Genomic DNA, 4,085 nt, shown 5'->3' with positions numbered 1-4,085 from the left:
CGTTCGGAAGTGATAACCGCTGAATGCATCTAAGCGGGAAGCACGTTTCAAGATGAGGTTTCCCACCAGGTAACTGGGTAAGGCCCCCCACAGAACATGGGGTTGATAGGCCGGAGGTGTACAGCAGCAATGCCTAGCCGACCGGTACTAATAGGCCGAGGGCTTGTCCCAACACCGTACAAAACCAATCACCACACGTGAGAGACACACACAAGCCTGCGCTACAAAGCAACGCCCGCGTCCACATGCAGTTCCCAGACCACACACCCCTGATCGGGGCAACGGTTTGTGAACACAACTGAACAAGCAACATCATCATGCTTGGAACACCCCCAAACATTGTTTGGGTGCGTGTGTTCCGCCAGAGTTACGGCGGCCATAGCGAAAGGGAAACACCCGGTCCCATACCGAACCCGGAAGTTAAGCCTTTCAGCGCCGATGGTCCTGCAACCGAGAGGCTGTGGGAGAGTAGGACGCCGCCGGACATACATTTGAGGCAGAGGCCACCTGGTGACAGGTGGCCTCTGCTGCATTTGCGCCGAGGGCAGTATCGTGGCACGCACCGCCCGCTCCGCCCAGACATCAGAACAGCGATCAAGCTTCACCGAAAGGTTTCCGTCGTGCCCGAGGACCGTCGTAGCCAGCGCCCAGCATCACGAGGAGGCGCCAAGCCGCCCGCTCGAGGTGGCTCCAAGCCGCCCGCCCGCGGCGGGTCCAAGCCGGAGCGCGGAGCCCCCACGTCGGACCAGCGGGGTGGGAAGCCGGCCGGTCGGAACAGCCGTGACGCTCGTGGGGGTGGCCGGAGCGCCAGTGGCGGCCGAAGTTCCCGAGACGGCGACTGGAAGCGTCCGCGCGAGGAACAGGGTCCCCGGACCACCGACCAGGCGCAGTACGACGGCCCTCCTCTCCCCGATGAGGTCACTGGTCAGGAGCTCGACCGCGCCGTGGCCAACCAGCTCAAGGGTATGCCTGAGAAGTTGGCGGCACGCGTCGGTCGCCACCTGGCGGCCGCTGGGATGCTGATCGACGACGACCCGGAGACTGCCTATCAGCACACCCTTGCCGCGCGGGCGCGTGCCTCGCGCATCGCCGTGGTGCGTGAGGCCGTCGGCGAGGCGGCGTACGCCGCGGGCCACTATGCCGAAGCGCTCGCCGAGCTGAGGGCTGCCAAGCGCATGAACGGTGCGACGGCGTACCTCCCGATCATGGCGGACTGCCATCGCGCCCTGGGCAATCCCGCCCAGTCCCTCAAGCTGGCCAAGAGCCCCTCCGTGGCGAACTTCCAGCCGGAGGCGAAGGCGGAGATGACTCTGGTCGAGGCGGGAGCTCGCCGTGACATGGGACAGCTCGACGCTGCCCTGCGCACGCTCGAGCTCGCGCCGCTGACCTCGAACAGCCGGGCGGCCTGGGTCGTCCGGCTCCGCTACGCCTATGCCGACACGCTCGAGGCGGCTGGCCGCGAGAGCGATGCGCTGGCGTGGTTCCACCGGACGCACGCGATCGACAGCGAGCAGATCACGGACGCGGCTGAGCGGGCTGAGGTGCTCGAGAAGCGAATCGGCTGACGCCCGCGACACGGTTTGGGGCGTCCCGCTGGCAATCGCCTGCCACATGGGTCACAATGAAGCCACAAACCACATCAGGTGTCATCAGATCTTGTTGAGCCGTCGCGCAGACCCGCTGGGGAAGGCGCATCTAGGCGTCGGAACTTCAAGGAGGTCACGGTGACCACACGCAACCACACCCGCCCGGACGTTGCCGGGACCCGGGGCATTCTCTACGTGCACTCAGCGGCGTCTGCGCTGTGCCCGCACATCGAGTGGGCTGTGGGCGGGGTGCTCGGCGTCGCGGTGAGCCTGGACTGGATCCCGCAACCCGCGCAGCCCGGTACCTATCGCGCCGAGCTGTCGTGGGCTGGCTCCGTAGGTTCTGCGGCAGCGGTTGCCTCCGCGCTGCGTGGTTGGGACCACCTGCGCTTCGAGATCACCGAGGAGCCCACCAGCGCCAGCGAGGGCACGCGCTTCTCCTTCACTCCGGAGCTCGGCGTCTATCACGCGGTGACCGGGCTCCACGGCGACGTGATGATCCCCGAAGACCGCCTCAAGGCAGCCGTCGTCAAGGCCGCCCTCGGCGACACCACCCTGCTCAACGAGATCGACAAGCTCCTCGGCAAGCCGTGGGACGACGAGCTGGAGACCTTCCGCCACGCCGGCGAGGGCGCCCCTGTGCGCTGGCTCCACCAGGTCGTCTGACGCGGGCGCCGCCCCGGGGTCGTCCTCAGCCGGTTGTTCGTCTCGACACAACGCAATGTTGCCGTGCTGTCCGCGGCGTACGCCTGAGGTGTCGATCTCGTTGGAGACCTCAGCCAGACGTCGCCGGTGCAGGATCTGGATGGCCGCGACCGCGCCCATCACGGCGACCTCGGCGCGGGGCCAGGCGAGCACCCCGGGTCGCGCCCAGGGACCGGGCGTTCATCGCGATGTAGGCACCGCCGTAGTTCCTGCGGGGGTCACGAGCGTCACTCGGGGGACGACACACTCGCCGAAGGCGTGCTGGAGCTTGGCGCCGCGGCGTACGACCCCGTCCCACTCCTGACCGTTGCGGTCACGACGCGCTGCCGAAGGCGACCGCGACGTTGGCACCACCGAATCCGAACGAGTTGTTGAGGCCGACGATGTCGCCCTCGGGCAGCTCGCGCGCCGACGTCGGGATGTCGAGGTCGACCTCGGGGTCCTTGTTGTCCAGGTTGATGGTGGGCGGGCTCATGCGGTGCTGGAGCGCCAGCACGGTCGCGACGGCCTCGAGGGCACCGGCTCCACCGAGGAGGTGGCCGGTCATGGACTTGGTGCTGGTGACGACGCACCGGTCGACGTGCGAGCCCAGGACAGCGTGCAACATCAGGCCCTCGGCGATGTCACCCTTCGGTGTGGACGTGGCGTGCGCGTTGACGTGCACCACGGTGGCCGGGTCGACGTCGCCCTCACGCAGCGCCATCTGGATGGCTCGGGTGCCGCCGCGACCCTCGGGGTCGGGCTGGGCGATGTCGTGGGCGTCGTTGCTGATGCCGGCACCGAGGACGGTCGCGTAGATCCGGGCTCCGCGAGCACGGGCGTGTTCCTCGGACTCGAGGATGAGCACGGCACTGCCCTCACCGAGCACGAAGCCGTCCCGCGCGAGGTCCCAGGGACGCGAGACCGTCGTGGGGTCGCCCTCGTTCTTGGACAGCGCCATCATGTTGGCGAACGCTGCCATCGGGAGCGCGTGCATCGCGGCCTCGGTGCCGCCGGCGATCACGGCGTCGGCCCGGCCGAGGCGAATCAGGTCGATGGCCATCGCGATGGCCTCGTTGCCGGACGCGCAGGCGGAGGTGGGGGCGTGCACGGCTCCGCGGGCGCCGTACTTGAGGCTGATGTTGGCGGCGGGGGCGTTGGGCATCAACATGGGTACGGCGAGGGGCGAGACGCGACGGGCGCCCTTCTCGAGTAGCGTGTCGTAGTTGGCGAGCAGCGTCGTGACGCCACCGATCCCCGAGGCCACGGACACCGCCAGACGCTCCGGCTCGATGGCGCCCTCCAGCCCGGAGTCGGCCCACGCCTCGTCCGCGGCGACCATGGCGAACTGGCTCGAGCGATCGAGTCGTCGTGCCTTGACGCGTTCGAGCACCTCGGAGGGCTCCACGGCCACCCGTCCGCCGATCTTGACCGGCAGCTGGTCGACCCAGTCGTCCTCGAGGTGGCGGATGCCGGACGTGCCCGCGAGGAGGGCGTCCCACGTTGTCTTGACGTCACCTCCGAGGGGGGAGGTCGCTCCGAGTCCGGTGACGACTACGCGGGTCGTGGTCATGGGGGATCTGTCCGTTCTGCTGAGGTGTCGCGAAGGCGGGTAGCGAGCTGGAGCGGCCGGGCCAGGGGCCCGGCCGCCGGCTGATCAGTCCTGCTGACGCTCGATGAAGGCGACTGCGTCGCCGACGGTCTTGAGGTTCTTGACCTCGTCGTCGGGGATGGTCACGCCGAACTTCTCCTCGGCGGCCACGACGACCTCGACCATGGAGAGCGAGTCGACGTCGAGGTCGTCCACGAAGGACT

4 protein-coding genes, 2 rRNA genes and 1 pseudogene are annotated in these 4,085 nt (G+C 68.2%); 4 read left to right on the top strand and 3 right to left on the bottom strand.

Annotation, left to right across the window (positions count from 1 at the left end):
• The 4 genes from JWN68_RS08140 to JWN68_RS08125 all read left to right on the top strand — a co-directional run.
• Nucleotides 1-171 (top strand): 23S ribosomal RNA (locus JWN68_RS08140); the annotation flags it as partial.
• A gap of 197 nt (nucleotides 172-368) precedes the next feature.
• A 5S ribosomal RNA gene (rrf, locus tag JWN68_RS08135) occupies nucleotides 369-485 on the top strand.
• Nucleotides 486-965: 480 nt separating this feature from the next.
• A complete protein-coding gene (locus tag JWN68_RS08130) occupies nucleotides 966-1,565 on the top strand; it encodes a hypothetical protein (RefSeq protein WP_297737325.1) in 600 nt (199 codons plus the stop codon).
• Nucleotides 1,566-1,724: 159 nt separating this feature from the next.
• Nucleotides 1,725-2,252: a DUF3145 domain-containing protein gene (locus JWN68_RS08125; RefSeq protein WP_297737322.1), complete on the top strand. Its 528-nt coding sequence runs from the start codon at nucleotides 1,725-1,727 to the stop codon at nucleotides 2,250-2,252.
• Nucleotides 2,253-2,363: 111 nt separating this feature from the next.
• Here JWN68_RS08125 and JWN68_RS19285 read toward each other — a convergent pair.
• The 3 genes and pseudogenes from JWN68_RS19285 to JWN68_RS08115 all read right to left on the bottom strand — a co-directional run.
• Nucleotides 2,364-2,594, bottom strand: a pseudogene (locus tag JWN68_RS19285) (carboxyl transferase domain-containing protein); the annotation flags it as partial.
• Nucleotides 2,595-2,604: 10 nt separating this feature from the next.
• Nucleotides 2,605-3,843 carry a beta-ketoacyl synthase gene (locus JWN68_RS08120; RefSeq protein WP_297737319.1) on the bottom strand — a complete coding sequence of 413 codons (1,239 nt, stop codon included), beginning with the start codon at nucleotides 3,841-3,843 and terminating at the stop codon, nucleotides 2,605-2,607.
• Nucleotides 3,844-3,927: 84 nt separating this feature from the next.
• On the bottom strand, nucleotides 3,928-4,085 hold a 158-nt coding region (locus tag JWN68_RS08115; protein WP_297737327.1), incomplete at its 5' end, for an acyl carrier protein.

Origin of the sequence: Nocardioides sp., from assembly GCF_025964975.1 — a bacterium.
In the GTDB taxonomy this organism is placed as follows: Bacteria; Actinomycetota; Actinomycetes; order Propionibacteriales; family Nocardioidaceae; genus Nocardioides.
Note: the sequence above shows the minus strand (reverse complement) of the source record. Positions and strands in the feature narration are given on the sequence as shown.